This window comes from Paenibacillus sp. FSL H8-0259, from assembly GCF_037963255.1.
Lineage (GTDB): Bacteria > Bacillota > Bacilli > Paenibacillales > Paenibacillaceae > Paenibacillus_AQ > Paenibacillus_AQ phytohabitans.
The window spans coordinates 3,318,783-3,343,731 of sequence record NZ_CP150147.1 but is presented as its reverse complement, the minus strand read 5'-3'; the positions used below and the strand labels follow the sequence as shown (position 1 = coordinate 3,343,731).

Here is a 24,949-nt window from a genome sequence, read left to right as displayed (position 1 = left end):
ACGTAATTAGCTATACTCATATCTCGTATCTGTAGAACTTAAGTCTCTCTATCCCAAATACCAGCAGCTACCCGCGTGTAACCCATAAGATCACGCTCACCTGCACCCTCTTCGGTTCCAATAACCCATCTCACCACATTATGGCTATCAAGATTCATCTTATTAAAATCCTCATCGTAGTCCACAACCACCTCGACACCTAAAGCAGAAACAAGTAAATTATTCACCATTTCAGAAGATAACAATAGGTTCGAAATTTCATCATAGATAGGACGAGTAACATCATTAAGCGTATCGCTGTCTAAGTAATCTATGTATTTTGTATCTAGAGACACTCCTGTTTGATAGATGGTACCGGCCTTACTTAACATCATCACAAACTTATTGGACTGGACTTCACCAAATATTAATATAATTCGGCCTTTCTCAAGAAGCGCGAGGACTTCCGCTATCTCAACATCATGCGGGTGGTTTATTAAGTCGTTGAACTCCCAATTTCCGATAGATTCAATCTGATTAATATTAGCGTTATACCCTCTTTCTTGAGCGGCTTCGAATAGCCAGGTTAAATCAATTATTCTTTTGGTAAAAGTGATTACATTGAAGTTCGCAGCCATATATCCACCTCCTAAGCACGGTCTACGAGATTTATTTCTAAATTGAGATAAACACTCCTCCAATTGATTTCGATATTAGAAACTTCATACCAACGTCACTTACAGTATAATACATATCCAGCTATAGTAAGACTAAGCAAAATCCAAATATACTTAACTTTGTGGCTTACGGAGGCGGAACCATGAACACTGTAATATTATATTAGACGAATTAGTATCTGCGAATGAACAGAACCGGCATATTTTGAACGTGGTGATCAGGCAGAACGACGAGCTAATAGCCAGACATGATTTTGAGGCGGACCAGCCGCACTTATTATATTCTGCAAGCAAAACCTTTATTTCCATGGCCGTCGGGATTGCCGTTCAATACTAAATTTCTGATGAGGGTCACGATCCATGATCTGCTCTGTATGGGGGCTGGGCATGCGGAATGTCGGTGAATAAAGCGGATTGGAGAAGCGGGCAGAAGTGGGATATTGCTGAGCTGTTTTTTTGAGGAGCCGGTTGTCTTTGAGCCTGGGACTCATTTTACCTATGATAATTCCGCCACTTACATGCTCTCCAGAATCATTAGCAGCACTACCGGAACTAGCCTGGACGACTATCTGTATGAGAAAATATTCCAACCGCTTGATATCCCCAGGCCGGAGTGGGACAGATGTCCACTGGGATTACCCCAAGGGTTCTCGGGATTACACTTAACCGCAGAGCATTTATCCAGATTCGGACAGCTGCTCCTGAATAAAGGTGCGTGGAACGGACAACAGCTCATTCCATCCGGTTATGTGAAACAAGCAACTTCCGTCCAGATAAAGACAGATGATTTCACTCCAGACTTCGCAACCGCAGATTATCACCAGGGTTACGGATATCAGCTGTGGATGAACTCCTATCCTAACTCATACCGGCTCGACGGATTGTACGGGCAATATGTTATCGTCATTCCGGATAAGAACGCAGTAGTTACCTATGTTTCCGATGAACGGGATAATATGACTGCGATCATTGAGCTGACCTGGGATACGTTAGTGGATAAGCTGTAAGGCTGCATGTGGAAATTCGTGGAACACACTCGGAATAGGTTTCAGTAACTTATCCGTAAAGATTATTCTCACGTGACCTGTCATTTAGCAGCCGCTTCGCTCGTAGAACCGCCGCACCCGGATAACAGATGGATTTATAACACTTATTGCTCCCGGCTCTGGAGCTTCAGCAAGAACAGTTGGATTTATGTCACTTAATTCTGCCCCTACACCGGGTAATTGCCTGATCCCGCAAAATTAAGTGTTGTTTTTCCAACTACGCCCGGTATGTTAGGGAATTTCCCGGAATTAAGTGTTGTTTTTCCAACTGTTGTTCCCAACCGGCGTGCGTGAGCATCCATAGATAAAGTTAGTTTACAAAAGCGCTGGGCACCAGTCAGCGGGAATGCAACCGATCATCGCATAAGCACATCAGCACATCCTGCACCCTCATCCCTAGCGTTCCAGCATTCCAGCATCCTAGCATCCTAGCATTCGAGCATCCCAGCATCCCAGCATCCCAACATTCCAGCATACTACGCATTCCCACATCCCAGCATTCCCACATCTGAGCATCCCCACATCCCAGCATTCCCTCAAACCACAAAGAACCCCGCGCCAGATGGTGATACTCACCTCAAGCACGGGGTTTCCTTTCCGCCAGAACAACCAATGGGGCCAGTATAGCAGATATGCTTACTATATTCCTCGTACAAATCCCGATTTCATCCTCTTACCTGAACGCCAAGCAGTACCCCGGCTCCAGCCCTACTCCTTCTTCCCCCGCAGCAAAGCAATCGCCGCCAGCAGGAAGGACAGCAGCGAGATGCCGAGCGCAATGTACAGCATCGGTGACACGCTGGAGCTGTTCCCCTCTTCCTCCATAATCGCCTCATGCTCGTCCATGGTCATGGTGCCGTTATCCGCCATGTCCATGGAGCCGTGGGAGTGGGTGCCTCCGCCGGAGGCTTCGGCGATCGCTGTGATGGAATGCGGGGATTCCGAGCCTTCTTCGCCGGACCATTGCACCACGCTGCCGTCGGCATAATGCTGGTAGGCATTCCAGGCGATATCGCCTGCGGCGGCCGGGTTCTGGACAGTGAAGTAGAAGCGCTGGAACTGTCCGGCCAGAATGCCGTCTCCGTTCGCGGTCCAGCTGACCTTGTCGCCATCCACCGTTACGTCCCAGCCGGGAGAAGCCTCATATTGCTTGAATGCAGCACCTGCCGGAATGCGCAGATCGATCTGCACCGTAGCAATATCTTTCTCAGATGGTACTTTGAGCGTGTAAGTCTCCCAGGCACCTGCACTCGATTGTGCAGGGCTGACGGTTACATGCGCACTAGCTACGGCTGCGAATACCATTAGTGCTGCGGCCGCTGGTACGGCCAGGGCTGCTATTTTACGGAAAAGTCTGTTCAATTCGATCTCCCCTTCTCTCTTATGTAGTCTAATCATCCTTCTGCAAGCTCTATCTTTTCCCCGGAAAATCCCGCTCCCGCGAAGCCAGTCCCTGCTCCATGGCATACCGGGTGAGCTGCGTGCGGTTCTGAAGCTGGAGCTTCTGGAGAATGTTTTTGAGGTGGTTTTTGACGGTGTGCTCAGAGATCCCGAGGGTGGCCGCAATCTCCTTATTCGTTGACCCGGAAGATACACAGCCCAGTATTTCCTTCTCCCGCGCCGTTAATGCCTCCCGCTCCTCCTTGACGGAGGTCACGGCGAACTCTTTCAGAATCTGAAAAGCCAGCTCCCGGCTCAGCGGAACCTCCTCACTTACAATTGCCAGCAGATACTCAATCCAGGTAGACGGAGCCAGATTCTTCAGGAGATACCCCTGCGCCCCCTGCTTGAGCGCTTCGAACAGATAGGAGATCTCATCCGATACGGTGACGATGACGATTTTGACATACGGATATTCCAGCTTAATGCGCCGCGTAGTTTCCAGGCCGTCCATTCCCGGCATCTCGATGTCAATCAGAATCAGGTCCGGCATCCATTGCCCCGTCCAGACGATCGCCTCCGCCCCGCTCGCAACAGCGCCGATCACTTCGAAACGTTCATCCAGCGCCACAATTTCACTCATGGCTTCACGCGCATGCGCATGGTCATCTACGATCAGCACCCGGCAGCGTTCCATCCGGCGTCCCCCTTTCGCAATCTCTACCACTGTTCCGGCAGAACCGGATTGTAAGTTAAGCTTCCAGCCCATGCTGCGTGCCCGTTCTCTCATAATCTGCAGACCATAACTTCCGCTCACCGCAAAAGGATCGGCATGCACAAATCCGGCACCGTTATCGGCAACAGCCACGTTCCAATTCAGCCTATCGCCTCGGCCGGAGACGGATACTTTACCTGCGCGCGTATGCTTGCGTACGTTAATAATGGCCTCGCGGATGCAGGACAACAGCTCAGCCTGTTCCGCTGCCGTTAGCGCCTGCTCGTCCAGATGCCAGTCCAGCGACACCTCAATCATCACTTCCCCGGATATTCCGGCAAGCTGCTCTTGAATGGACCGCTCCAGGGAGAAGCTCTCTTTGCCGCTGACCGGCACCTTCAGATTGGCAATGGCCTGGCGCACATAACGGTTGACTTCGTGGACTGTTTTCTTGATCTGGTCTACGCTCTCTCCACTGATCTCACCGTCTTTGCGGTTCTGTTCCAGGCGGTCAATCCGCACGGAGAGCAGAAACAGCGACTGTGCCATCCCGTCATGCAGCTCCTTGGCCAGCAGCTCACGCGCTTCCATCGCCATAGTTGCCGCCCGTTCCCGTTCCAGCTCCCGCTGGCTCCGTTCTAGCATCCGGAAGAGCGGCAGGAGCAGAACGATACTGAACAGAAAGACCAGCGCCGGCGTTAAATAGTTCCCCGTGTCCATAGAGATGTATTCCATCAGGAACTGATGCCGCACAAACTCCCAGATGCCGACCATAAGCGTTGGGATCAGCAGGATGAGCACTTTAATTCGGGTATACGTCGCTGTCGCCTCCCTAATACTGAAGATAACTTTATCATTACCGCGACTTCCCCGGCATGACTCTTTCGGGCTATGCCCGGCAATAAATGTTACAAATATAAGTATTTTAAAAATAATCTTATCTCGTCCGGACTCCATACTTACAATAATAGCAGGTCGCGAAACCATATCCGATAGGGTACACTAGGAACAAAGCACAATCAAGTATGAATTCATGCTGACTATACAGGAGAGACATTGAAATGAAACGTATTACGATTCTTATCGCCGATGATGATGCGGAAATTGCCGAGCTGATCGGACTGCATCTGGAAAAAGAGGGCTATCACCCCATCAAGGTCACAAGCGGCACAGCGGCTGTGCAGGCGGTCCAATCCCAGCATATTGATCTGGCGGTATTGGATATAATGATGCCCGGCATGGACGGGTATGAGGTGACCCGGCAGATCCGGGAGAAGCACGGGCTGCCGATTATTTTTTTGAGCGCGAAGACTTCGGATCTGGATAAAATCACCGGACTTGTCATCGGCGCCGACGATTATATGACCAAGCCCTTCAACCCTATGGAGCTGGTCGCCAGAGTGAATGCGCAGCTTCGCCGGTCCACGCAGCTGAATCAGCCGGTTACGGAGCACAAGGCAGTGCTGGAAACGGGAGGTCTGATCATTGATCCGGACCGCCGGTCAGTCACGCTATACGGACAATCGGTTGAGCTGACGCCGAAGGAGTTCGATATCCTCTATCTGCTGGCCAGCTATCCCAAGAAGGTATTCAGTGCAGAGCATCTCTTCCGGCAGGTCTGGGGCGAAGCTTATTATGAAGGCAGGAACACAGTCATGGTTCATATCCGCACCCTGCGGAAGAAGCTTGGCGAAGAACAGACCAAAAATATGTGGATCAAAACGATCTGGGGGGTAGGGTACACATTCAATGGCTAATCTGTTCCGCAGCTTCCGCTTCAAAATGATCTCCCTGCTCGTTCTGAGCATGATCTGCTCCGGCGCCATTACTTTTGCCCTCTATAAAGGTCTGCAGATGTACTATACCTCACAGGTTAAGCTGGAGGACCCGCTGGCCCGCTTCCGCTGGATGATCGCCAATTTCGGCGACCTCAACTTCTTCCTGATCTTCTTCATCCCGCTGGCGCTGCTGTTCTTCTTCCTGTTCACCAAGCCGTATGCCCGTTATTTCAAAGAGATCTCCCACCATATCCGCCTTCTGGCGAACGGGGATTTCAAAAGCCGCATCAGCATAACTTCCAGCGATGAGTTCGAGGATATTGCCGCCGATTTGAATCTGGCCAAGGATAAGCTGCAGCAGGCGGTAGAACGCGGGGATTTCGCCGAGAACAGCAAGGACAAGCTAGTGCTCAATCTGGCCCATGATCTGCGGACACCGCTGACCTCCGTGCTGGGTTATCTGGATCTGGTGCTGAAGGACGGGCAGTTAAGCGCTGATCAGGTTAAGCATTACACAACGATTGCCTACACCAAATCGCAGCGGCTTGAGAAGCTGATTGATGAGCTGTTTGAGATTACCCGGATGAATTACGGCATGCTGACCGTCCAGAAGCTTCCGCTTGATCTAAGCGAGCTGCTCGTCCAGCTGAACGAAGAGCTATATCCTGTGCTGGAGAACAACGGGCTGACAGCCCGCCTTGCGCTGGCTCCGCAGATGAGAATATCCGGGGACGGCGAGCTGCTGGCCCGGGTGTTCGAGAACCTGCTGACCAATGCCGTGCGTTATGGCAAAGACGGCCAGTATGTCGATATCCGCTGCAACCCGGAGGGGGAGAATGCGCTTGTCCAGGTGATCAACTATGGGGATAGCATCCCCGAAGATGAGCTGCCTTTTCTCTTCGATATGTTCTATACCGGCGACCGGGCACGGACACATCAGGAAGGCAGTACCGGACTGGGCCTGTTCATTGCCAAAAATATCGTCGAGCAGCACCACGGCACGATCTCTGTCCAGAGTGACACGATCCGCACTCTCTTTGAGGTGCGGCTGCCGGGTCTGCTCAAGTAGAGATTTAAGAAAAACTTTATCTTTACCCCACTTCTTTTTAAATTCACTCCCCTATTCTTATAGACATAGAGTCCAAGGAGGAAGATGAAATGAAGAAGTGGGTTTTTTGGGTTGTTCTTGCCGGTCTGCTTGGGTATGAAGGGCTGTACCAAGGCAGAGAAGCTGTTGTCCCCGGACAGGACATCCCAATCGTTCAAGTCCTTACAGACCACGGCTCCAAGAATCTGACGGTTATCCCTAAAAGCAGGGTTCATCAGGGCAATCTGCTGCTCGTCAACAAAGAATACCCTGTACATAAAGCGGGAGTCAGTAAAGATATTGTGAATCTGTCTGAGCATCAGGAGCTGACCGAGGGCTATGGCCTGCTGGACAACAAGACGATGCTCTCCGAACAGGTAGCGGAGCAATTCTCGATTATGATAGGAGCTGCAGCCGGGCAGGGTGTCCAGAATTTCCTGATCAGCAGCGGATACCGGAACAACCCGGAGCAGAAGCAGCTCTATGAGGAGAAGGGAGCCGAATATGCCCTTCCACCCGGCCATAGCGAGCATAATCTGGGCTTGTCACTTGATATCGGCTCCTCGCAGATGGCGATGAGCCAGGCTCCGGAAGGGCAATGGCTTCGTGACAACGCCTGGGATTACGGATTTATCCTGCGCTATCCTGAAGATAAGACGGATATTACCGGCATCCAGTATGAGCCTTGGCATTTCCGTTATGTCGGCCTGCCGCACAGCGTCATTATGAGGGATAAGCATTTCACCCTGGAAGAATACCTGGATTATCTGAAGCAGCAGGAGACGATTACCGCTACCGTTAACGATACAGAATATCAGATTTCCTATATAGCGGTCTCTGGAAATACTCCGGTTCCTACCCCTGAAGGCCGGCATGTGGAGTTCTCGGGCAATAATATCGACGGCGTTATTATGACGGTATATCCATAAGAGCCAAGCCATATAACAATATAACCTAGAGAAGGCGGTGATGCGGAATGAATCCGGCACACAAACTGAGAATATACGGGTTGCAGTCACTTTTCGCCGTATACATCTATGTACTATTCAAAATCATCTTATTCAAGTTTGGTTCGATTAACTTCAGCTTTCTCTGGCAGCAGCTGCAGAAGAGCCCGGATAATATTGCCGGCAGTCTGCGCACAGGAAACTTTGTTCCGCTCGCTACCCTGACCAATACGTATCATCATCTGACAGCTACTACCCTGGTTAATTTCGCGGGAAATATTGCCTTGTTTATCCCTTATGGCATATTCCTTGTGCTACTGTCCCCGAACGGGAAAGGCGGCGGCTCCTTCACCGGTGTCCTGCTGCGTTCTTTGGCGTTAAGTGCAGTGCTTGAATGTTCGCAGGCGGTATTCTACATCGGAACCTTTGATGTGGACGATCTCATTCTGAATACCTTCGGCGGGCTGCTGGGGTATATCCTGTTCCGGCCTGTGATGAAGGCATTTAAGCCAAGCGGAAAAGGCGGTGCCGCCAACAAGGACGACCCTGCACCAGCGGAAAAAAGAAGGATCTTCTATGATACGAAGTCTAATCCTCCTGCTATATCCGGCAAAGGCTCCTCTGTCACCAAAAGGTGACGGGGAGCCTTTGTCATCGCTAAGGATTTATATCCCGCCTTATATCGGAGAAGTGTACCGGCCGTACTGGATCTCCAGTTCTTTGAAGGCATTGCCTTGCTGCAGCAGGAAAAAGGAGTTCACGCCCTCCGCTCCCCACCAGTTCAGGCCAAGCAGTAATCCGTCTGCCGACTGTGCAGCAAACAATAACGAGAACATCTCCGGCCGCATCTCCCCGCCGTCATCGACACGCCAGACCGAATATTCATCGTTCTCAATAACCGCAGGATAATCCATGAAGCTGAGCTTACCGTCTTCATTCAGGACAAGACTGAACAGCATATCCTTATCCTGCCTTATGAACTGGACCAGATACAGCTCCCTATTCAGGGCCAGATCAGCCAGCTTCCAGGCGGACTGAATCTCCCGGTGCTTAACGGCAGCAATGCTCTTGCGCACGGGATCTCCGGCGGCAAGCTGCGGAGCAGCCGGGTCAGCCGGTTGAAGCTCCAGCAAGGCAGCCGGCGGGAAGAGGGCGGAATCAGCCAGATAATAGGTTTCATCCGGTTTCGCTGCGCCACTCTCTACCGTGTAGACAAATCCGGCCAGGTTAGCGAAATTATTCGCCAGCTCCCGTCCATTGCTGTTCTCACTCCCCGCTTGCCGCTTCCCGAACTTCACGGCCAGTACCTGGCCTCCGTTGCCGATAGCGGTATTCAGGGATTCCATCTGCTCCCCGCTTCCCTCTTCCTGCGAGGTCACAAGAATATGACTCCCGGTCTCGTCGGCGAAGCCGAAGACAGGCTGCAGCTTGGCGGGATCGAGGAATGCCGCCAGGGCAGGCGACTCGGTACCCTCGGCGGCTGCAGTAGGGTCCGCCGTTTGCGGGACAGCGGTCTGCTGCGGGACAGGCGACGGACTCTGCGCCACAGGTGATGGCATGGCCGAAGATTCTGCACCGCCTGCATTGTCATTGCCATCTGTCCTTGAACAGCCGGACAAGGCGAAGACTACTGCCGCCATAAGAATAATCAGTCCGGCTGCTTTCAGCCGGTGCCGGGAACTTCTCTTCACGCGATTCATAGGGTCCCCTCCAGTGGAGTTATTCGAATATACCCATACTAAGGTAGCGTTCACCAGTATCGGGAGCAATGCACAGCACCCGCTTGCCGCGGCCAAGGCGCCGGGCTTCCTGCAAGGCTGTCCATACTGCTGCTCCGCCGGAAGGACCAATCAGGATCCCTTCGGTACTGGCCAACCTCCTTACCATATCCAGTGCATCTTCATCGGATACCTGCACAATCTCATTATAGATGCCGGTATTTAGAATCGCCGGCACGAATCCGGGGCTGGTGCCCACCAGCTTATGCGGTCCGGGTTTGCCGCCGGAGAGCACCGGTGACCCTTGCGGCTCCACGACAACCACGCGGAGCTCCGGCAGCTGCTCACGCAGCGCTTCTCCTGTGCCGGTAATCGTGCCGCCTGTTCCGGATGTAGCTACGAATACGTCCAGCCGGCCTTCCATCTGCTCCAGAATTTCCGGAGCGGTGGTAATGCGGTGAATGTCCGGATTCGCCTGATTCTCGAACTGCTGCGGAATGAAGCTCCCGGCAATCTCTTTGCCCAGCTCTACTGCCTTGGCAATAGCGCCCGGCATCCGCTCTGCCGCCGGTGTCAGCACAACCTCCGCTCCGTAGGCCTTCAGGATATTGATCCGTTCCTTCGTCATATTATCCGGCATGATCAGGATTGCCTTATACCCTTTCGCCGCCGCATTCATCGCCAGGCCGATGCCGGTATTGCCGCTCGTCGGCTCGATGATCGTCCCGCCGGGCTGCAGGCGCCCGTCCAGCTCCGCCTGCAGGATCAGATTATATGCAGCCCGGTCCTTAACGCTGCCGCTGGGATTGAACATTTCCAGCTTCACGTACAGCTCCGCATCCTCCGGCCCGGTAATGCGGTTCAAGCGTACAACCGGCGTACCGCCGATCAGCTCTGTAATATTATTGACTACCAGCTTAGTCATATATATACCTCCCCTATTCCTGTCTTAATCTTCATGCACGATGTAACATCCATTGTATCGCTACCGGGTGGCACTTGTCGATTTGGCGGCTTCAGAGGGGCTACTCTTAAGCCAGAAACCCTGCTAATATCCACGGACAGAATACTGAACCGCCTATGCCCGCTTGAATAGTGGAGTCAGAGGGCTTGTATAAGTGTACTTAGTGCTGAACGGCGATCTGTGGGGGGATGTGTAGTACGTGGCGGCAGGGGGATGCGGGGGGTGTGGCGGCGGGGGTGCGGATTGCGGGGGTGTGGCGGCGGGGGCTCCAAGGGCTGCAAGGGCTGCGAGAATAGTAAGGATTAGCGCGGACACAGGACTAACTAGCAGGGATAACACCGGTAATGTGGGACACAACCGGAATTGTTGTACTTTATGCAGGATTTTCAGCAGATGAGCGAGCCAAATTACGGATTGTTGTACAAAATACAATAATTTTCCTCAGATAAGCAAGATAACTCCTTAATTGTTGTAAAACATACAATATTTCCGTCTTTTTAGGCTGGACAGAGCCTGAAATGTTGTAAAATATGCAGGATTTCCGCAGTTAGGCGAGCTTGAGCCTGAAATGTTGTATAACCTGCAGGATTTCCGCAGTTTGGTGGCTGTTTGTACAAACAGTCCTAGACCCGGTTCCAAGATGAACAGGTTCTGCTGTCCAAAGGAGGACAGTTATCCGGTTCAACGGGAAAAACCGCCCCCCGGACACACGGGAGGCGGTTTTTTGCAGCATGCTGAATATCATGCAACTTAGCATAATGCAGCTGAGCAATATTCAGCCATACAATAATCAGCTATACAATTTCAGCCCTACGGATTCACCGTAATCGTAAACGTCGACGTGGTATTTTTAATAGGCGTTACAGTGTTCAGGATCTTCAAGTTATTGAAAACTACGTTACCTACCGCCGGGCCTTGACCTGCTTCAGCCGATTCGTTGGCCCAGATGCCGACTCCGGATTTGGCGTCGAAGGCATCGCCGCTCTTCTGCGCGCCGGAAATCGTAACATTTGTAAAAATCGTGTCCGCTACAGGGAATTGCGGTGAATTGCCGACATAGTTGGTCTGGAACATAATCCCGTGATAGGTCGGATCAATGATATCCACATCACTGACGCGGATGCCCTGGAACACCTTGGAGGCGGAGAATACCCAGATGGCCGGGAAGGTCTGTGAGCCCCAGAAATGTCCGCCGGCCCGGACGACCGAAATGTTCTGGAAATTCGTAGTCGGCGATGCGCCGAAGCCGTTTATGGCATACCCGAAGTCCAGTGAGCTGATCGTAATCCCCGAATAGCAGAGTGTATCCGCAATATAGATGTTGCGGAAGGTGTTGGCATAACCGCCGTAGACGGCTACACCGGCTGCACGCCAGGTCAGGATCGAAGTCAGGTTCTCGTATACATTGTCCTTCATGTCCGAGCCGCCGGAATCGATTGCCGAGAACAGCGCGAAGCTGTCATCTCCGGTCGCCCGTGCTTCATTGTTGGACACGAGGTTGTTCGTGCTGCCGTTGGTCATATTGATGCCGTCGGCGAAGGTGTTGCGGATACGGGAGTTTCGGATCACCATGTAGTCGGTATTCGCCCCCCAGTACATACATACCTGATGTTCGGTCCAGATGTTGTCGATTGTAATGTTCGCTACATTGGAGAAGTCGAACACTTTGCCGGGACCGTCAATGCGTGAGGTATAGTTGCCGAAATAGGCAAATCCCGAGAAGGTGGAGCCGTTCGCTGAATCGGTAGCCCTGAAGCCAACATCCGTATTGGACTGGTTGACCGGTGCATAGAACCGGGTATACCAGGGTCCGGCTCCGACAATTTTAATCGCTTTGCCGTAGACCTGGAACTTGTTCGAGGTTTCATACGATCCGGCTGGAAGATATACACCGGTAAGGTTGCCGGTTGTATCCATACGGACCTTATCAATCGCATTCTGCACGTCCTGGTGCGTGAAGCCGAGCGGAACCGTATATTTGGCCGGGTCCGGATTAGCGATCGGCGCTACCTGCTCCAGGCTGACGAAGTCAATCGCATACTGTGAAGTGTTGGCTGCGTCCTTCTGAAGTCTGATTGTGCTGCCCGCCGGAATGGTGCTGTCGAACATAATATTCGCTTCATCATAGATGTGGCGCGGCGAACCGGCGCTTGGCATATTGCCCGGGCTGATCTCTGAGCCATACAGCCAGGCGTATTTGGAGTTCAGCGTTATGGCTTTGTTGAATACGCCGTTCACATAGATATTAAGTGTAGCGGTTGTTCCGTCACCGCTTGCCGAGTCCGGAATTGAGAACCGGGTAACGAGCGTATTAGTGCTGGCTTTGGTGGTGAACTCAACATAGCTGCCTGTAGTATTCAGCGTGACTGCTCTTCTGCCCGAGGCTTCACCGGCAAGATCACCGATATTGCGGTTCGGATTCAGCTTGACTGCTCCGCCCCCGACAACCCCGTCCTCCGCTTCATACATATCGTAAGGCATATTGGCCCCGCGTCCAATGTACAGCGACTGATTCTGGATGTTGTTGGCCCGTTTCACTGCCAGTTCATTAGCGTCTGCGGCAATTTCAGTTTTTACATTATATTTCCCGTTCACAGCGGTCCAGGTTCCAAGGGCAACCGGAGCCGTTGTGCTTCCGCTGGCAATGACACCGTTATAAGCACCGGTCAGCGTTTTGATTACCGCACCGGTGGTCGCATCAGTCAAGGTCAGTGTGATGTTATGTGCACCACTTGCCGAGGCTGCCGTTCCCTGATTCTTAATAGCGACTGAGAAGCTCACGGGATTCCCGCCAGCCGGATTCCCCGGCGACCAGCTGACCGGAGAAGCAATCAGATCCGAGCTGGATACCGGATTTACGGTAAGCGATGCGGGATTCGAAAAGCTGTTATTCCCTTCATTCAGCTCAATGACGGTGTTGCTCTCGTCGACCTTTGCACTTAAGGCATAGGTTGCGGCATCTTTGGCGCCGATGTTCAGCGATACTGTAGCCGAAGCACCTGCGGCCAGTGCTCCGACTGGTGCTGTCCCGGCAAGCGTGGTACCCAGATAGAAGCTGACGTTTGTTGCTGCCGCTGAAGCAGACCCGGTATTCTTGACGGTAGCATTCAGCGAGATGACATCGGTCTCTACCGGAGCGGAAGGGCTCCAGGACATTGCCGTTACTGTCAGATCCGGATTCGCAGCCGGTGTGCCGATGATCTGAAATTCAGCTACCTGTCCGGCGCTTGAACCGGAGTTCGTGGTGAATTTCAGCTGCAGCTCGCTGGCCGTTGCTGTGACAGGAATGGTCACGGAGTTGCCGCTGGCCGGGTTAAAGGTGTACACCGTGGCCGGAACTAGACTCGTGAAGGTGCCGGTAGACTGGTTATGACCCAGTACCTGAATGGTTTGGGTACGGGTAGCCCAGGCCGCTGCAGGATTCAGCTTCACAACTACCGAGGTCACATTGGCGTTCGCGCCAAGGTTCACAGTCAGTGTGTTCGGGTAGCTTCCGCCCGCTCCTTCCCAGTACGTAGTCACATCTCCGTCATTGGCATTCGCGGGGACAAACGTAAAGACTGAAGATGAGGCATTAACCGCTTTGCCGATTGCCAGGTTCGAGCCAGGACCCGCGCTTGGGGAGGCCGTCGGCGAGGCAGTTGGTGAAGGTGATGGTGTGACAGTTGGGGTTGGAGCAGGCGTTGGGGTTGGTGTGGCCGTCGGGGCTACAGTAGGAGAAGCCGTTGGTGCTACTGTTGCCGTTGGCACTGGTGTGGCTGTCGGCGCTACCGTTGGTGCCACCGTCGGAACGGGGGTTGCTGTAGCCGTCGGGGCCGTTGAGACGGTCAGGACCAGCTGATCCAGATTCACGTTGCCGGAGTTGGACGCATCGTATTTGTAGGCAATCGTGTTATTTCCGGCATTTAACGCCAGGATTTCTGCCTGTGTAGACCAGGTATCCCAGTTGGCCAGGTTAGCAAGTGAGGTCTGCTTGATCTTGGTACCGTTCACGTAGACACTCAGCGTCCTGGTGCTGCCGGAGGCATTGGCATACCGCAGCGCTGCGCTGTAATTGCCAGCAGATGCAGCCGAAACGGTGAACGTTGTCGCTGCTCCTTGGGCAAGATAACCATCAACAAACGCCGACCCGGTATAGCCGGTGTGATCTGTGTTGGTTTTGGCCCCGCCGGACAAGGCGGCAGCTTCCGCTTCATAAGTTCCCGGTGCCGAAACCGCAGTTCCGTACACCTCGAGTTCGGATAACTGCGCAGCAGGCCAGCCGGTGTTGGCCGTGAAGGTTATTTTAATATAACGGGCTGTTGCAGCAGTGAAATTAACAGTGACTGTGTTAGAGCCGCTGGAAGGATTGAAGCTGTAGGCCGCTGATGCAGCCAGGTTGCTGTAAGAAGCATCATCCGTACTGCCTTGAACGGACAATGTCTGTGTTCTTGCTTCCCAGGCTGACGGCAGCTTGAGTACAACCTGATTGACGCTACTGCTGGAGCCTAGATCGACCTTGATCCATTGCGGAAAAGCATTGCTGGCACTCTCCCAATACGTCCCCTGGTTGCTGTCATTGGCGTTCGCTGCCACATACACATCACCGACCGAGCTAGCGGTAATCGTCTTGCCTTGAGCCAGATTGCCTGCCGCTGCCCCCACTGCCGGGAATAACGCCAACTGGCCCACACATAGCGCAAGAATCAGACTGTACAGCAGGAATGTCCTTTTCACAGAAGCCTTGTGTCTGGTAATCATCTGCCAACCACCTCCTATAATTTTATGATGCAGCCTTAAAGTATGCGCTTTCAAAAATGCCCCTTCCCCTTATCCTTATCCTTATACTCCTCGCCTCCTAGATTCCCCTGCCTTCTTGCAGTCCTGAAGATAATTTTGCAATCAGCCAGTTCACTCCTCCCCCCACTGCTTCCCTTACACATTCAAAAGACCGGTCCGCTCCTTGCGTCAATATGCAGAACAGCAAACCGCAAGCGCAAGAGAAACGGCCCGGACCCGGAGTGAGCCTATGAACTAACTAATTATGGTAATAATATAAGATATCACTAGGTTGAGGTCGATGGCGTATTCTATGATTAGTGTGTGCATAAATACGGATTTCATATTTTTATGCAGCACTCCTGAGCGGAGCAGCACTCGATTCCACTGAACAACACCGGGAGAGTTTAAACTTAACTAAAGTCGGCATACCCCCGCAGGCAGGATGCCTATACAATGGATACACAAGGCACGGGCCAAGGGGGAACTACACATGAATGAAGCTGACCAACAGGAACTATTCCTTAAAAACGAGAAACTCATTAACATGGTTATTGAGCGGGCCAAGCGGGATTATCCGGAGGAGATTGCAATGATCGGGCTTACGGGCTCTTTTCGTACCGGAGATTTCCATGACAAAAGCGATCTGGATCTAATTATCATCAATAACAACCATCAGGGCTGGGGCATCTCTTCCTGCTTCATACTGGGGGATGTCGGATACGATATCTATTGCACTCCATGGGAGACCCGGATTGAAGAGCAGGCTGCGCTTGAGAGTCCGATGACCTCCAGTCTGATAGATTTGCAGGTGCTCTATTGTGCCAAACCGGAATATATGGAGAAATTCAATGCGTACAGACAGAGGGCGCTGGACACTTTAGCTAAGCCTATCGGGAGCGAATGCATCGGCAGAGCGAAGAAGTGGATCGACAGTGCCAAGCAGGAGTATGCGAATACCATGCTTGCTGAGGATCTCGGAACCGTCAGGCTGGCTTCATGCGAGGTGGTCTACAATCTGGTCTATGCACTGACAAATTTGAATAATACGTATTTTAAAAGAGGGCTTAAGCGATATCTGGAGGAAATTGCCGCCTACCGGTATATTCCTGAGGATTTTGAAACGATATATATGGATGTGATTCATGCCAAGACTATGGATGACATACGAAGCACCACCTATACCCTTCTAAGAAGCATCCATGATCTGTACAATACCTTGTATCAAAAATATGTAATCCAGCCTGTACCGGCCTACGATAATCTGGCGGGCACCTATGAAGAGCTATGGTGTAATTACCGCCATAAGGTTATTGCAAGCAGCGAAATGAAAGACAAATCCTATGCTTTCTATACCGCAATGGGGGCACAGCAGTTCCTGGATGAAATGACAGAGTCGCGGGGAACCCGGAGGTTTGATCTGCTGCAACACTTCGATGCGGATCAGCTTGATGGATTTAAGGAGCAGTTCCTGCTGGCGATGGATGAATATCTGGAAGAATATAACCGCACCGGCCGGCCGGTCGAACGCTATAGTACCTTTGAGGAGCTGTATAGACAATATATGAAGGTTTAGGTAATTCTACGGGATAATTAAATGGCCATATGATCAGGAGGTTATTATGCTTAGTTATAATAATACAACGACCGAAGTTGCAGCCAGCGGAATTGATACCGTTATTATATCCGTTGGTGCAACCGAGCAATTCGGACCCTTTCTTCCCATGCATTTGGATACATTAATTGCAGAGTTGTATGCTGAATCCTATGGAAAAGCATTAAATGCCTACGTTCTGCCTACCCTCCCGTTTAACACTTCAGAAGAGCATGCCAACTGTAAGGGAACGGTAACGGTCAGCCCGAATATTTTAACTGCAATGTTAGAAGATATTATTATGAATTTAGCAAGACAGGGATTTACCAAGTTTGTAGTATGCAATGGACATGGTGGAGCGTACTGGGAAGCGGCCTTTGTTAAGCATATCAATTACAAGTACCCCGAGCTTCTTTTGATTGCCCCAAATCACAACACTCCTCATGCCTGGACAGAAGCAGCGACGCAAGCCGGTCTGGAAGGTTTAGATGAGATGCATGCCGGGTTATTGTCGGTGTGCACCGCCATGTGGTTATGCCCTGAACGGGTTCAGACGAAGTCTATGGGCTCCAGCATCCCTGCTGACAACCGGTTGTATGCAGATTATATGGGATGGGACAAGCTTACCGAAGATGGCTGCTGGGGGAAATTTGAAGAAGACAGCTACACCGATCAAGAATTAAGTGAGAAAGGCAGGCTGTTCTGGGAGACGTTCATTCATAAACGGAGTGAAGGGTTACTTCAGATTCTTGAGGAAGCCTACCGGAGAAAGATGGCGAAATAGTATATTCGTCCATCGGGCATGAATGATTATGAATGCTTCTACCCGCTGAATGCAAAGACCCCCGCCGTTTCCGGCGAGGGTCTTTGTTATATTCTCTGGGAGAGAATTCTTAATTATTCTGCATGATCAAGCTGAAAATAAGCTGAAGGCCTGTTAATCTACACGTTGAAACGTGCCACGAGACCCTGCAAACCTTGCGCCAGCATACTCAGCGCGCTGGCAGATGAAGCAATTTGTTCTACCGAAGCCATCTGCTCCTGCGAGGCAGCGGATACCTGCTGCGTATTAGCCGCAGTAGTCTCCGAAATCTGCGTAACCGTGCGGATGGAGTCTACGATTTCCTCCGTAGCCGCCGTGATTTCTTCCACGGCCCCGGATACCTCCTGAACCTGTCCGGCCAGCGAATCAATCGAGCTGCGGATTTCATGGAAGGAATGTCCGGCCTCTTCAATGATATTAGTTCCGCTTTGCACTTCGTTCATGCTGTTCTTCATCACCTTCACTGCATGGTCGGCATCGGACTGGATTCCGGCCGCCATCTCGGCAATCAGATTGGCGGATTCAGCTGACTGTTCGGCTAGTCTGCGCACCTGATCGGCCACTACCGCAAATCCTCTGCCCTGCTCTCCGGCCCGCGCCGCTTCGATCGTTGCATTCAGCGCCAGCATATTCGTCTCCGAGGCAATCCCCTTGATCACTCCGACAATGCTGCCAATTTCCTGTGACCGCTTCACGAAGCCCATGACCTGGTGCGAGAGGGACTGAATGGATTCGTTGATGGAATCCATCTGACGGCCGGCGGACTGCAGGGAGTGATCTCCGGCAACCGCATATTCGGCAGAGCGCAGAGAGGCTTCCGAAATATCCTGTACACTGGCAGCAATCTGCTGAATCCCGGCTGACATTTCAATAATCGTATTCATGTTGGTCTGCAGATCATTCATCTGCCGGCCTGTGCCAGTAGCAACTTCGCCCATAATCCCGGCAATCTTCTCAGTCGCTTCAGCAGTCATCCCGCTATCAGCGGTCAGCTTGACCGAAGAAGCGGCGAGGCCGCTGGCAGAAGCATTAACCTGACCGATCATCGCCGCCAGATTATCGGTCATTTTATTGAAATTCAGGGCCAGATCACCGATCTCATCCTTCGTCCGCACACTCAGCTTGCGGGTCAGATCGGCATCGCCGTCTGCAATCTCTTTGAGCTGCTTGTTCACATCACTCAGCGGCTTCAGAATCCGTGCCGACATCACGAACGCGATCAGCACAGCCAGCAGGACAGATAATCCCGTGACTCCCATACTCGTAACCATAGACGAGCTGCGATGGGTAGCCGCCTGACTCTGCTCCTTCGCAATTTCTTCATGCAGCATATTCTCAAATACAAGCTGTGAATCGATAATGGTATCCAGAGAGAGCGTCGTAAACGACTTTTGTGCTTCCGGGAAATTGCCGTCTTTGGCTAATGCAAAAGCTTCCTCCAGCACGGCCAGATAATTGCCCCATTCACTCTCCAGATTCGTAATTCCCGCAAGCTCAGCTTCGTTCAGGCCCGCATCCTTCAGTTCTTCCGCCGCCGCCGTAATCTGCGGGATCATCGCTTCATAAGCAGTCAGGTTGGCCGTTCTTTCCTCATCCGTATTGCTCATGACATACCTCGCCGCCAGCCCATCTGCTGTACGGATATCATCGGTTAACCCCTGCACCAGTGACAGCTTGCTGTAATTACGGTTGATCTGCTCCGTAAGCATGGTTACCTTCCCCTGAAATAATGTGCTGCCCGCGATTGCGATAATGAACACGATAATAACGGCGGCGAACCCCGACATGATTTTGGCACGTATCCCTCTAAGTCTGTTGAACATCATGAATTCCTCCACTCCATATGTAAGCTATACTGCATAACCCCTGCCCTTAGGGGCTTGTACACTATGTATCCTGCGTGTATCCACCTGCATGCACGCTCCATGCGTCTGGTGCTGGCCCGTCCCTCCTTAAGCATGTTGCTAATCTTTTCCTCATGCCTGTATCTTACGTTCCAATCCTTAAACCAATCTGAAATGGAGCTGAGCATTCGCTGAAACAATGCAGAAGCAGCTGATCCGGCTCTAAGGCAATGTATGTTTCAGCAGGAGATTGCGGCAAATATAAGAATCGTGAATTACAGTAACATACCTCCATGGCAGCACATTGTATTCGGTTTTTCGCATACATTTGGCCCGGGTACCTCCATGGCAGCCCATTGTATTCGGTTTTTCGCATACATTTGGCCCGGTTACCTCCATGGCAGCACATTGTGTTCGGTTTTTCGCATACATTTGGCCAGGTTACCTCCAGGGAAGCCCATTGTGTTCGGTTTTTCGCATACATTGGCCCGATTACCTCCATGGCAGCCCATTGTGTTCGGATTTTCGCATACATTTGGCCCGGTTACCTCCATGGCAGCACATTGTATTCGGTTTTTCGCATACATTGGGCCCGGTTACCTCCAGGGAAGCCCATTGTGTTCGGTTTTTCGCATACATTGGCCCGATTACCTCCATGGCAGCACATTGTATTCGGTTTTTCGCATACATTGGCTCTCCTTTGGCCCGGCTTCCGGGGGATTCAGCGGGATTCCTGATGCAAGAGCAAAATCACCCTTTTTGCATAAACAACACAAAAAAACCGCCACCCCGGCCAAAGAAGGCAGGAGATGACGGTTTTTGGAAGAGTACTCTATGCGTTAAACTTCTATAGCTATGTAAGTAGGCTACTGTGATTCACCCAGGTTTGCTCAGTCTCGCTAGAGTTCACTTAGATTCATTCGTACAAATTCCCGTTCGCCAGCATGGCGAGCCTCTCTTCATCCAGCACAATTAGCCGGCCGCGCCTGCGTTCAATGATCCCCTCTTCGATCAGGCGGCGCACCACCCGGTTCAGATGCCGGTAGCTTGTCCCCAGCAGATCGGCAGTCTCTGTCAGGCTGGAGGTACGGATCTCTTCTACCCGCTGAGCGCCGGTGTTGTCCGAGAAGAGTGACATCAGGTAGCTGGCGAAGCGGTTCTCCACCGGATACAGCACATTCATGGCCGAGGTCTGGCCCAGCGTATACAGCTTATGGCTCAGCTCCCCGACGAGGAAGCGCAGCAGCGCCGTATTGTCTTCGAACTCTTTTAGCAGCAGCTTTCTTCCGGCCACCAGCAGCAGGCTGTCCCCCACCGATACCACCTCATTATTGACCGGATACTGGCGCAGCAGCTCCACATCCCCGATCACCGACATCGGCCTGGCGAACCGGACCAGCATTGATTTGCCGTTAGGCAGCAGCGTATGAATCTTCAGCTTGCCCTGCACCAGAATGAACATGCTCTCCAGCCGGTCGCCCACCGAACACACTGCGTCCCCGTCGCTGTAGCGCCGAAGCTCCATTTGGGCAATTGCGCCGCTGCTGAACATTGCCGTAAGATTATTCTGCTCCGCAAGACTGCGTACCGCCTCCGGATTTACTATCGAATTCATGCCGTTCTTCCTCTCCCGCCGTGTAAAGTCAAGCTTATGTTCAAACTGTACCACAGCTCCAGGGCAAAGGGCTAACCGGCCTTACTTCATATCGGCGTCGTCCAGGCGGATTTCAGCTACAGTTGCATCCGGAGAACACCAGAATTCCAAAGTTACCCCTTGTTTGTGATCAATGTATCCGATAATATCTGCGGTCTGCTCATTGTTTTTGTAATATTTGCTTCCATACAGGTCAAGCACACTTTGTTTGCTGTCTCCCAGTCCGATGCCTAAGGCTGTATGGAGCGGATCATCCGAACGGTTATTATCCGTGGCGGTGATCATGATCCGCTTGACCATTCCTTCATCCGGGCCGGAATGGACAGAGGCAGTGACAAGACCGTCCTCCCAATGATAGTAATCATACAGCTCATTATCCTCTTTACTTAACGGGCTGCCTAACTGCTTAAGCAGATGACTGTCATTAATATTGTCATGCAGGTTCACACCGCCGATCGCTTCGCGGGCAAGGTCTGTGGAAGACGTCAGCTTTTCGGAATATGCCGAGAATTGATAGACACCGAAACCCGCAATGATCACAGCAATCAGAATAAATACTATCCGTTTTATCCCCATATTAGTGTGCAACGCCCTTCTCAAAATATTGTTCCAGTTCCCTACGCTCCTGGAATTTGGCTAGATTGAAGGATGGCCAGCTCTTCAGCGGCTCTGACCGGTCAGACAAACGGCTGTGCAGCGCTTCGTCAAGAATACCTTTCTCCTGCCTGCTGAACTCAATCAGCTCCGGAACCACATCCGCGGACAGTCCGGCCAGATAATTGGCATCCAGGGTGCCGCTTGCGGCGTACCGCTGAATATTCTGCCGGGCGATAATATGATCCATCCCGATATAGTTCATCAGCACATAAGACAACAAACCGAGCACGATGTAACACTTAAGCAATGGGAATTCTGCCCGGCTGATCCGCACCGCAGCCAGAACAAGCAGCAGCCCGAGGAAGATCATGAAGGCATGCACCAGGAAGCGGATATAGGTATAACCATACGCTTCTTCATACAATGTCAGCCGGGAGTATGCAGAGTAGAGCATGACCATGGAGCACAGAACCAGAATATAGAGCAGAATCTGAATTACCCGCTTCAGCCCGCCGCCTGCTTTGCGCACCGCCAGCAAGGAGAGCAGCAGAATAGCGAAATTGATCGCTGTCACCAGAATCAGCTCAAAGAATCCGCTCCGCGCATAATCCGCATACGTCTTGCCATCCGGCAGAATGCCTTCCCAGGCCCCGAACAAATACGAGAATTGCACGCTCACAAACAGCATGTATACGGCATTAATTACCGCAAGAACCGTAGTAATGATGATCGGATCATCAACGCCGATGCTTTCCTCTTCCGGTTCGGTCACATCCTGCTCTGTCAGAGCATCCAGCCCGCTCGGCGGATAGGTCCGGATATAGGACTTACTGTCAATAAATCCCCACACAAAGCCGAACATCCCGAGTCCAAGCAGAATAATCCACAACGCCCTGGAGACCCACTCACCAAAAGAGATATTATCAAAGTAACCCGGGAGCTCTGACAGCAGCCGGTTGAATACCCCATCCGCCGTGGAGAGAAGCGAGGTGACGATGAGCAGCAGCGGAAGGGAAATCAGCAGCCCGATCACCACACGGATCAGAACCTGCTTGCGTTCATTAGACACTCCGCCCTGTCTGCGGCGTAACAGCTTCACTGCAGTATTCCAGTGGCGCAGGCTCTGGGGGAAGAAATGCTCCAAAGCCGCTCCGATCAGCCCGAAGCCGCTCCAGGCGGGCAGGCGGTAACTGAACATATAAGTCATATGTAATAGAATCAGCGCCGGAATGACAAGAAAATTAAGCCCGAAGAAAAACCAGTTGCCAAACAGTGCGTACGTCAGCGACAAGAGTAAGACCGAACCCATCCACATATAGCTGAACCAGTTGTGCTTACGCAGCTTCTCCTTGCCGAAATAGAGCATAAAGGCATAGAACAGCACTACAAAAATCGGGTAAGAGATTCCGGGCATCTTGCCGTAGAACAGGTACTGATGCACAAGCGCAAGCAGAAACGCGGCCAACAAAACAACGCGCGCAAACCCCGGTTTGGATACGGTTTGATTGTCCATGGTAAATTCCTCCATCTTTTTACTTTCCTACCCTGATTCTAGCTGATAAAATAAGAAGAAAAAGAGAAATATATTATTATTAATTTCCTATTTTGTGAAAGGAGAACCCTATAAATGAAGCTACACAGTCAATTTCTGAAGCTGCATTCGCATCATGGAGGCCCGGCAGAGGTCCTTGTTACTCTCGATGAGCTGGCCTTGACCCTCGGCTGTACCCACCGCAATGCACTGCATGTGATCCGCAAAATGGTAGAAATGAACTGGATCACCTGGACGCCCAGCCGGGGACGGGGGCGGCGCTCCAAGCTGGTGTTCCTCGCAGCCTCCGAGGATATTGCCCTGGAATCCATGATGCAGGCCATCAGCAGCAAGGATATCAGCAGCGCTCTGGAGGGAATCCGCGGACATGCGCGCACCTCCGCCCTGCAGGATACACTCCAGGGCTGGCTGCTGGCTTACTTCGGGCATCATGCCGAGATGCAGAGCGACAAGCGGATCGATACGCTGCGGCTGCCGGTCACGCAGCAGCTGCATACCTTCGATCCGCTGTATATGAATCTGCTGGCAGAGTCTTTTGTTTCCAGCCATGTCTTCGACGGTCTGGTCGGCCGCAGCGGCGAACGCGGCAAAGTGATCCCCGGTCTGGCCCATGCCTGGGAGACCGACGAAGCCCGTACCGCGTGGACCTTCCATCTGCGCAAAGAAGTCCTGTTCCATCACGGCAAGGTACTGACCGCCGAGGACGTAGTCTACTCGTTTGAACGGATGATGTCTACCTCACAGCGGACGCTGTACAGCTATATTTTCAAGGAAATCCAGGAAGTTAGAGCACTGAATGCCTCCACCGTCCGAATTCTGCTGAAGAAGCCGAACGAGCTCTTCCTCCCGTTCCTCTGCACCAGCCGGGCGGCGATCGTCCCCCGTGACCTGCAGTCCATCGGTGAGAATGTATTTGGACGAAGACCTGCGGGAACCGGGCCTTTCAAGGTAGTAGAGATGAGCGAGGATACTTGCGTGCTGGAGGTGTTCCCTTATTATTTTCAGGGGAGGGCTCATCTGGACCGTGTGGAAATCATCTATGTACCCTGGGGGCTTGCGCCGGGACCCTCCGAGACGGGTTCGGGCTTCCATGTCATTCCGAATCCGCAGGCAGCGGGTACCGGCTCCCTGAGCAAGATTCATTCCGAATCCTCGGTACGCAAATTCGTCACCTGCAACACCAAAAAAAAGGGACCGCTAAGCGATCCCCTTCTCCGTGCCGATATTCTGTCCTGTCTGCATGAAGCTCCCCGTGAACCTTTCACGCATTCAGCCGGTCTTCCGGCGGCAGCACTGCAGATTGCCACCATTCCGCAGTATGCCGGGGACGCTGAATACATTGCAGCAAGGCTGAAGCAGCACGGATATGCCTGTAAGGTGGTCTCCGTATCCCCGGAGGAATTCAAGGGACCGATCCGCCTGCAATCGGATCTGATTGTCTTCTCTCTGCTCCGTGATCAGGATGAACAGCTGCGGCTGTACGATCTGTATCTGACACTATCGCAGCATATTGAGCCGCGCACCCGCGCCGACATTGAAGGCAGACTGCATATGATCTCCCGGGAGCCTGACGCCGCTGCCCGGACAGAGGGCTTCAGGATTATCGAGGACAGCCTGACCCGGGATCATCAGCTGCACATCCTGTACGAGAAGCCTGCCGAGACGGCTTATCTGCCCTCTGTCCGTGGCGTTACCTTCAACAGCCAGGGCTGGGTGGATCTGCGTCACCTTTGGTTTCCGCCGGAGCTGTAAAGCTAATCTAAGCTTCGCCCGCCTTGGATGCGGCCTTTTCAACACTCAGATTTGTATCTTGTTCATGCCTGCTGGCAGTGTAAA

The 24,949-nt window shown here is 52.1% G+C and carries 18 protein-coding genes and 1 pseudogene; 8 read left to right on the top strand and 11 right to left on the bottom strand.

The genetic code is table 11. From position 1 onward, the window contains the following. Positions 1 to 38: 38 nt before the first annotated feature. Complete coding sequence (locus tag NSU01_RS13905) at positions 39 to 617, bottom strand: hypothetical protein (protein WP_076245269.1); 579 nt, start codon at positions 615 to 617, stop codon at positions 39 to 41. A gap of 479 nt (positions 618 to 1,096) precedes the next feature. Between NSU01_RS13905 and NSU01_RS13900 the strand changes: the two genes are divergently transcribed. Next, a complete protein-coding gene (locus tag NSU01_RS13900; protein WP_339303254.1) occupies positions 1,097 to 1,663 on the top strand; it encodes a serine hydrolase in 567 nt (188 codons plus the stop codon). Between the two features lie 747 nt (positions 1,664 to 2,410). Here the strand turns inward: NSU01_RS13900 and NSU01_RS13895 are convergent. From NSU01_RS13895 to NSU01_RS13885, 3 genes and pseudogenes are all read right to left on the bottom strand, one after another. After that, the gene (locus NSU01_RS13895; protein WP_179093547.1) at positions 2,411 to 3,064 is read right to left on the bottom strand and encodes a YcnI family protein; all 654 of its coding nucleotides are present in this window, start codon (positions 3,062 to 3,064) and stop codon (positions 2,411 to 2,413) included. Between the two features lie 49 nt (positions 3,065 to 3,113). Then, entirely contained in the window at positions 3,114 to 3,779 is a 666-nt protein-coding gene (locus tag NSU01_RS13890) for a response regulator transcription factor (protein ID WP_039297122.1), read from the bottom strand. A 420-nt stretch (positions 3,780 to 4,199) separates the two neighbouring features. Beyond that, positions 4,200 to 4,388, bottom strand: a pseudogene (locus NSU01_RS13885) (histidine kinase); the annotation flags it as partial. Positions 4,389 to 4,858: 470 nt separating this feature from the next. Here NSU01_RS13885 and NSU01_RS13880 point away from each other — a divergent pair. The 4 genes from NSU01_RS13880 to NSU01_RS13865 all read left to right on the top strand — a co-directional run bounded on the left by NSU01_RS13880 (position 4,859) and on the right by NSU01_RS13865 (position 8,247). Beyond that, positions 4,859 to 5,554, top strand: coding sequence for a response regulator transcription factor (locus tag NSU01_RS13880; protein ID WP_076245264.1), 696 nt, complete (start codon positions 4,859 to 4,861; stop codon positions 5,552 to 5,554). Next, positions 5,547 to 6,644 carry a HAMP domain-containing sensor histidine kinase gene (locus NSU01_RS13875; protein WP_042136201.1) on the top strand — a complete coding sequence of 366 codons (1,098 nt, stop codon included), beginning with the start codon at positions 5,547 to 5,549 and terminating at the stop codon, positions 6,642 to 6,644. Before NSU01_RS13880 ends, NSU01_RS13875 begins: the two co-directional genes overlap by 8 nt. Positions 6,645 to 6,733: 89 nt before the next feature. Further along, complete coding sequence (locus NSU01_RS13870) at positions 6,734 to 7,591, top strand: M15 family metallopeptidase (RefSeq protein WP_076245262.1); 858 nt, start codon at positions 6,734 to 6,736, stop codon at positions 7,589 to 7,591. A gap of 47 nt (positions 7,592 to 7,638) precedes the next feature. After that, a complete protein-coding gene (locus tag NSU01_RS13865) occupies positions 7,639 to 8,247 on the top strand; it encodes a VanZ family protein (protein ID WP_076245259.1) in 609 nt (202 codons plus the stop codon). A 39-nt stretch (positions 8,248 to 8,286) separates the two neighbouring features. On the opposite strand, the gene NSU01_RS13860 is transcribed toward NSU01_RS13865, so the two are convergent. The 3 genes from NSU01_RS13860 to NSU01_RS13850 all read right to left on the bottom strand — a co-directional run bounded on the left by NSU01_RS13860 (position 8,287) and on the right by NSU01_RS13850 (position 15,031). After that, positions 8,287 to 9,309, bottom strand: coding sequence for a hypothetical protein (locus NSU01_RS13860; protein WP_076245257.1), 1,023 nt, complete (start codon positions 9,307 to 9,309; stop codon positions 8,287 to 8,289). 19 nt (positions 9,310 to 9,328) lie between these two features. After that, the gene (gene cysK / locus NSU01_RS13855) at positions 9,329 to 10,252 is read right to left on the bottom strand and encodes a cysteine synthase A (protein WP_042136199.1); all 924 of its coding nucleotides are present in this window, start codon (positions 10,250 to 10,252) and stop codon (positions 9,329 to 9,331) included. Between the two features lie 849 nt (positions 10,253 to 11,101). Next, complete coding sequence (locus tag NSU01_RS13850; RefSeq protein WP_076248984.1) at positions 11,102 to 15,031, bottom strand: discoidin domain-containing protein; 3,930 nt, start codon at positions 15,029 to 15,031, stop codon at positions 11,102 to 11,104. Positions 15,032 to 15,542: 511 nt separating this feature from the next. Between NSU01_RS13850 and NSU01_RS13845 the strand changes: the two genes are divergently transcribed. Continuing rightward, positions 15,543 to 16,625: a nucleotidyltransferase domain-containing protein gene (locus tag NSU01_RS13845; RefSeq protein WP_076248982.1), complete on the top strand. Its 1,083-nt coding sequence runs from the start codon at positions 15,543 to 15,545 to the stop codon at positions 16,623 to 16,625. Between the two features lie 46 nt (positions 16,626 to 16,671). Beyond that, positions 16,672 to 17,427 (top strand): creatininase family protein, encoded by a 756-nt coding sequence (locus NSU01_RS13840; RefSeq protein WP_076248979.1) that lies wholly within the window; start codon positions 16,672 to 16,674, stop codon positions 17,425 to 17,427. A gap of 158 nt (positions 17,428 to 17,585) precedes the next feature. Here NSU01_RS13840 and NSU01_RS13835 read toward each other — a convergent pair whose 3' ends face one another. The 4 genes from NSU01_RS13835 to NSU01_RS13820 form a co-directional block, all read right to left on the bottom strand. Next, positions 17,586 to 19,292, bottom strand: coding sequence for a methyl-accepting chemotaxis protein (locus tag NSU01_RS13835; protein WP_083705783.1), 1,707 nt, complete (start codon positions 19,290 to 19,292; stop codon positions 17,586 to 17,588). Positions 19,293 to 20,226: 934 nt separating this feature from the next. Further along, positions 20,227 to 20,925 (bottom strand): cyclic nucleotide-binding domain-containing protein, encoded by a 699-nt coding sequence (locus NSU01_RS13830; protein WP_076246586.1) that lies wholly within the window; start codon positions 20,923 to 20,925, stop codon positions 20,227 to 20,229. Between the two features lie 81 nt (positions 20,926 to 21,006). Next, positions 21,007 to 21,540: a hypothetical protein gene (locus NSU01_RS13825; protein ID WP_076246588.1), complete on the bottom strand. Its 534-nt coding sequence runs from the start codon at positions 21,538 to 21,540 to the stop codon at positions 21,007 to 21,009. 1 nt (position 21,541) lies between these two features. Continuing rightward, positions 21,542 to 23,074 carry a DUF4173 domain-containing protein gene (locus NSU01_RS13820; RefSeq protein WP_083705663.1) on the bottom strand — a complete coding sequence of 511 codons (1,533 nt, stop codon included), beginning with the start codon at positions 23,072 to 23,074 and terminating at the stop codon, positions 21,542 to 21,544. 114 nt (positions 23,075 to 23,188) lie between these two features. Here NSU01_RS13820 and NSU01_RS13815 point away from each other — a divergent pair, with 114 nt between their 5' ends. Continuing rightward, entirely contained in the window at positions 23,189 to 24,865 is a 1,677-nt protein-coding gene (locus tag NSU01_RS13815) for an ABC transporter substrate-binding protein (protein WP_042136189.1), read from the top strand. Positions 24,866 to 24,949 lie beyond the last annotated feature (84 nt).

Excerpts from the sequence above, each read along its gene's own strand:
- NSU01_RS13820 (WP_083705663.1), bottom strand. The coding sequence starts at position 23,074 with ATGGACAATCAAACCGTATCCAAACCGGGGTTTGCGCGCGTTGTTTTG.
- NSU01_RS13860 (WP_076245257.1), bottom strand. The coding sequence starts at position 9,309 with ATGAATCGCGTGAAGAGAAGTTCCCGGCACCGGCTGAAAGCAGCCGGA.
- NSU01_RS13865 (WP_076245259.1), top strand. The coding sequence starts at position 7,639 with ATGAATCCGGCACACAAACTGAGAATATACGGGTTGCAGTCACTTTTC.
- NSU01_RS13890 (WP_039297122.1), bottom strand. The coding sequence starts at position 3,779 with ATGGAACGCTGCCGGGTGCTGATCGTAGATGACCATGCGCATGCGCGT.
- NSU01_RS13870 (WP_076245262.1), top strand. The coding sequence starts at position 6,734 with ATGAAGAAGTGGGTTTTTTGGGTTGTTCTTGCCGGTCTGCTTGGGTAT.
- NSU01_RS13905 (WP_076245269.1), bottom strand. The coding sequence starts at position 617 with ATGGCTGCGAACTTCAATGTAATCACTTTTACCAAAAGAATAATTGAT.
- NSU01_RS13880 (WP_076245264.1), top strand. The coding sequence starts at position 4,859 with ATGAAACGTATTACGATTCTTATCGCCGATGATGATGCGGAAATTGCC.
- NSU01_RS13830 (WP_076246586.1), bottom strand. The coding sequence starts at position 20,925 with ATGAATTCGATAGTAAATCCGGAGGCGGTACGCAGTCTTGCGGAGCAG.
- NSU01_RS13835 (WP_083705783.1), bottom strand. The coding sequence starts at position 19,292 with ATGATGTTCAACAGACTTAGAGGGATACGTGCCAAAATCATGTCGGGG.
- NSU01_RS13875 (WP_042136201.1), top strand. The coding sequence starts at position 5,547 with ATGGCTAATCTGTTCCGCAGCTTCCGCTTCAAAATGATCTCCCTGCTC.
- NSU01_RS13850 (WP_076248984.1), bottom strand. The coding sequence starts at position 15,031 with ATGATTACCAGACACAAGGCTTCTGTGAAAAGGACATTCCTGCTGTAC.
- NSU01_RS13845 (WP_076248982.1), top strand. The coding sequence starts at position 15,543 with ATGAATGAAGCTGACCAACAGGAACTATTCCTTAAAAACGAGAAACTC.
- NSU01_RS13825 (WP_076246588.1), bottom strand. The coding sequence starts at position 21,540 with ATGGGGATAAAACGGATAGTATTTATTCTGATTGCTGTGATCATTGCG.
- NSU01_RS13840 (WP_076248979.1), top strand. The coding sequence starts at position 16,672 with ATGCTTAGTTATAATAATACAACGACCGAAGTTGCAGCCAGCGGAATT.
- NSU01_RS13815 (WP_042136189.1), top strand. The coding sequence starts at position 23,189 with ATGAAGCTACACAGTCAATTTCTGAAGCTGCATTCGCATCATGGAGGC.
- cysK (WP_042136199.1), bottom strand. The coding sequence starts at position 10,252 with ATGACTAAGCTGGTAGTCAATAATATTACAGAGCTGATCGGCGGTACG.